General features: G+C 72.2%; 4 protein-coding genes. 2 read left to right on the top strand and 2 right to left on the bottom strand.

All coding sequences use genetic code 11. The features are described 5' to 3' along the window. Positions 1-184: 184 nt before the first annotated feature. Both ACFV2J_RS07015 and ACFV2J_RS07010 read left to right on the top strand, forming a co-directional pair. The gene (locus ACFV2J_RS07015; RefSeq protein WP_385096983.1) at positions 185-1,672 is read left to right on the top strand and encodes an MFS transporter; all 1,488 of its coding nucleotides are present in this window, start codon (positions 185-187) and stop codon (positions 1,670-1,672) included. 89 nt (positions 1,673-1,761) lie between these two features. After that, positions 1,762-2,547 (top strand): TetR/AcrR family transcriptional regulator, encoded by a 786-nt coding sequence (locus ACFV2J_RS07010; protein WP_385096986.1) that lies wholly within the window; start codon positions 1,762-1,764, stop codon positions 2,545-2,547. 55 nt (positions 2,548-2,602) lie between these two features. Here the strand turns inward: ACFV2J_RS07010 and ACFV2J_RS07005 are convergent, their stop codons facing one another. Next, positions 2,603-3,073, bottom strand: coding sequence for a PPOX class F420-dependent oxidoreductase (locus ACFV2J_RS07005; RefSeq protein WP_385096988.1), 471 nt, complete (start codon positions 3,071-3,073; stop codon positions 2,603-2,605). A gap of 58 nt (positions 3,074-3,131) precedes the next feature. Continuing rightward, positions 3,132-3,953: a YceI family protein gene (locus tag ACFV2J_RS07000; RefSeq protein ID WP_385096991.1), complete on the bottom strand. Its 822-nt coding sequence runs from the start codon at positions 3,951-3,953 to the stop codon at positions 3,132-3,134. Between the last annotated feature and the right edge of the window lie 109 nt (positions 3,954-4,062).

The raw sequence follows: 4,062 nt of genomic DNA, 5'->3' as shown, positions 1-4,062 counted from the left end.
CCCAGAACCGCCCCACCCCGCGCGCCGGGCGGTCTCGGTGGTCGTGGGGGGGGGGGCGGCCGGTGGGTTTGTGGCGCCGCGCCCCCCCCCCCGTCCCGTTCGGGCTCCGGGCCACGGCCCGTGCCGTTCGGTCCGGAACCCCTTTTGTTGTACGCCGTACAGTCACTGTTCTACGGTGTACGACATGTCGTCCCCCCAGTCCCCCGAAGGGCACCCCCGGCGCTGGCTGATCCTCGGTGTCATCTGCCTCGCGCAGCTCACCGTGCTGCTCGACAACACCGTCCTGAACGTCGCCATCCCCTCCCTCACCCGGGAGTTGGGCGCGGCCACCTCCGACATCCAGTGGATGATCAACGCCTACTCGCTGGTGCAGTCCGGGCTGTTGCTCACGGCGGGCAGCGCGGCCGACCGCTACGGCCGCAAGAAGATGCTGACAACCGGCCTCGTCCTCTTCGGGATCGGCTCGCTGGCCGCCGGACTCGCCGGCTCCACCGGCCAGTTGATCGCCGCCCGGGCCGGTATGGGCGTCGGGGGCGCCCTTCTGCTGACCACCACGCTCGCCGTGGCGATGCAGATCTTCCCGCCCGGCGAGATCCCCCGGGCGATCGGCGTCTGGAGCGCCGTCAACGCGGTGGGCTTCGCGGCCGGACCGCTCCTCGGCGGCTTCATGCTGAACCACTTCCGGTGGGGCGCGGTCTTCCTGGTCAACCTGCCCGTGGCGGCCCTGGCCCTCGTCGCGGTGGTGGTCCTCGTACCGGAGTCGAAGAACCCGCGCGGTGACCGCCCGGACCTGCTGGGAGCGCTGCTGTCCACGGTCGGTATGACCGCCCTCGTGTACGCGATCATCTCGGGCCCCGAGCACGGCTGGACGTCGGCCCGGGTGACGGCCACGGCCGCCCTCGCCGTGCTGGCCCTGGCCGCCTTCGCCCACTGGGAGAGCCGGATCCCGTACCCCATGCTCGACCTGCACTTCTTCCGCGACCGGCGCTTCACCGGGGCGGTCGCGGGAGCCGTCCTCATCACCTTCGGGATGGGCGGGGCCCTCTTCCTCCTCACCCAGCACCTCCAGTTCGTCCTGGGTTACGGCCCGCTGGAGGCCGGACTGCGCACGGCACCGCTCGCGCTCGCCGTCGTGGCCCTGAACTTCTCCGGCCTGTCCGCCCGATGGACGGCCGGACTCGGCACCCCGCTCTCCATCGCGATCGGCATGGTGCTGATGTCGGCGGGCCTGGTGTCGATCGCGTCGCTCGCCGGGCACGGATACGGCGGCACCCTGCTCGGTCTGCTGCTGATCGGTGCCGGCTGCGCGGTGGCCAACCCGGCCATGGCGCACGCCATCATGAGCGCGATCCCGCCGGAGAAGGCGGGCGTCGGGGCGGGCATCAACGGCACGCTCGCCGAGTTCGGCAACGGCCTGGGCGTCGCCGTGCTCGGCGCGGTCCTCAACTCCCGCTTCGCGGCGCTGATTCCGGTGGCCGCGGCGTCCCTGCCGGCGGCACTGGGATCGGCGGACTCGGCCGAGGAGCGCGGACGGATCACGGACGCGTTCTCGTCGGGCCTGGAGACCAGCCAACTGGTGGGCGCGGTGGCCGTACTCCTCGGCGGGCTGCTGGCCGCGGAGTTGCTGCGGCGTGCGGAGAGGGCAGACTCCGCGATGGCGGTTTCCGCGTAGCGCGCGCTTAGCATCGGGAAGGACGGACGGGAGCGTTCCGGCCCGCCGTCGCGAGTGACCGCAGTCCCCTGTTCCGAGGAAGGTACGCCATGGTGAGGGCAGCCGACCGGGCCAAGCGTCCGGCGCGGACCAGTGTCTGGCTGGAGGGCAAGGCCCCCCGGGGCGGTGCGGCACGCGGCGGTGGTCAGCCGTCGGGGCTCGACCGGGACCGGATCACCGAGGCCACGGTACGGCTGCTGGACGCCGAGGGCATGGCGAGGTTCTCCATGCGCAGGCTGGCCGCCGAGCTGAACGTCACCGCGATGTCGGTGTACTGGTACGTGGACACCAAGGACGACCTGCTCGAACTCGCCCTCGACGCGGTCTTCGGCGAACTGGGGCTCCCCGACGCCGGGTCGGGCGAGGACTGGCGCGACCAACTGCGCTCCGTGGCCACCGGATACCGCGCGCTGCTGGTGCGCCACCCCTGGGTGTCACCGCTCATCGGCACGTTCCTGAACATCGGCCCGCACTACATGGCCTTCTCGCTCTGTGTCCAGAAGGTGGTCCGCAGCACGGGCCTGCCGCCGTACGGCCAGATGGGCGCGCTCTCGGCGGTCTTCCAGTTCGTGTACGGGTTCGGCACCATCGAGGGCCACTTCCTCCAGCGCTGCGCCTCGGCGGGCATGAGCCAGGAGGAGTACTTCCGCCAGGCCATGAGCACGATCAGTGAACAGCCGCAGTTCTCGGTCAACTTCGAGAGCGCCGCGGACCTGATGGAGGCCCGCGGCGGCGACACGGTCGAGGAGATGCGCGAAAGGGACTTCACGTTCGCCCTGGAGACGCTGATCGCGGGCATCGAGACGATGGTGGCCCGCGGCGCGGACACCCCCTAGCCCCCCGGCGGACGCGGTCTGCCGGGGCGCCGGCGATTCCGGGGTGTGCTTCCGGCTACTCCTGGGAGGCCAGGCGCGCCGGGAAGCCGCCCGTCGCGACCGGGCCCCACTTCTCGGGGGTGATCCGGATGATCGACTTGCCCTGCTTGAGCATCGCCTCGCGGTACTCGTCCCAGTCCGGGTGCTCGCCCGCGATGTTCCGGTAGTACTCGACGAGCGGTTCGACCGAGTCCGGCGGGTCGATGACCTCGGCCGTGCCGTCGATCTGGACCCACGGTCCGTTCCACTCGTCGCTGAGCACGATCAGGCTGACGCGCTCGTCCCGCTTGGCGTTACGGGTCTTGGCGCGCTCGGGGTACGTCGAGACGACGACGCGGCCCGCGTCGTCGACCCCGCAGGTCAACGGCGAGCCCTGGGGGCTGCCGTCGGCCCGGCGGGTGAGCAGGATGGCGCGGTGGCGGGGACGGACGAAGCCGAGCAGTTCGTCGCGGGATACGGAGGTGTTCGTCGCGATGTTCGGTGCCATGGGGGCAGCCTAAGGGCTGTCCCGTGCCGCGCAGCGGGGTGCCGCGGCGGGTGTCACCTCACATCTGGGGCAACGAGTCGCCCTGGACCGCCTGCACGTCCAGCTCCACCTTCAGCGTGGTGCCGATCGCGGAGATGCCCGCCTGCACGACCTGGTTGTAGTTCATCGCGAAGTCCTCGCGGTGCAGTTGTGCCGTCGCCCGGAAGGCCGCGCGGGTGCCGCCCCAGGGGTCCGCGCCCGTGCCCAGGTAGGCGAGGTCCAGGTCGACCGGGCGCACGACGCCGTGCAGGGTGAGTTCGCCGTGGACGGTCCAGCGGTCGGAGCCGGCCGGGGTCAGGCCGGTGGAACGGTAGGTGATCAGCGGGTACGTCTCGACGTCCAGGAAGTCGGCGGACCTCAGGTGCCCGTCGCGCATCCCGTTGCCCGTGTCGATGGAGGCGGCCTGGATCACCGCCTCCACCCGGGACTTGGCGACCTCGTCCGGGGCGATCTCGATGGTGGCCGAGAAGTCCGTGAACCGGCCGTGCACGCTGGAGATGCCCAGGTGCTGGGCGACGGCGCCCACCGAGGAGTGGGCGGGGTCGACGGTCCAGGGGCCGGGCGGCGGCAGCTCGGTGCCGCCCTGCCGGGCGAGGACCACGGTGCCGATCTCGGCCCGCCCGCCCGCGGTGACGATCGCGCTGGAGGCGGCGGGCGCGTACCCGACCGCGGTGACGATCACGGTGTACGCGCCGGGCGTCAGCGCGCCCGCGTCCCGTACGGCGCCCTCGGCGTCCGCCTCGGCCCGCAGCACCTGCGCCCCGGTCATGTCGGTGACCGTGACGACCGCGTGCGACACGGCCCATCCGTCCCGCGTACGAATCCGTGCGGTCAGTCCCATCCCGTTTCTCCTGCCTGTCTTGCACATGAACCGGGGGGGGGGGGGGGGTGGGGCGCCCGGGCGGGAGCGGGCGGCAGAGACGGGGGGGGGGGGGAGAGAGCGGCTGGGG

The organism is Streptomyces sp. NPDC059668 (genome assembly GCF_042734135.1).
Lineage (GTDB): Bacteria > Actinomycetota > Actinomycetes > Streptomycetales > Streptomycetaceae > Streptomyces.
The sequence above is the reverse complement of the archived record's forward strand: the minus strand, read 5'-3'. Positions and strand labels throughout refer to the sequence as shown.

Coding starts and splice junctions, on each gene's coding strand:
- ACFV2J_RS07015 (WP_385096983.1), top strand. CDS start 185: ATGTCGTCCCCCCAGTCCCCCGAAGGGCACCCCCGGCGCTGGCTGATC.
- ACFV2J_RS07010 (WP_385096986.1), top strand. CDS start 1,762: ATGGTGAGGGCAGCCGACCGGGCCAAGCGTCCGGCGCGGACCAGTGTC.
- ACFV2J_RS07005 (WP_385096988.1), bottom strand. CDS start 3,073: ATGGCACCGAACATCGCGACGAACACCTCCGTATCCCGCGACGAACTG.
- ACFV2J_RS07000 (WP_385096991.1), bottom strand. CDS start 3,953: ATGGGACTGACCGCACGGATTCGTACGCGGGACGGATGGGCCGTGTCG.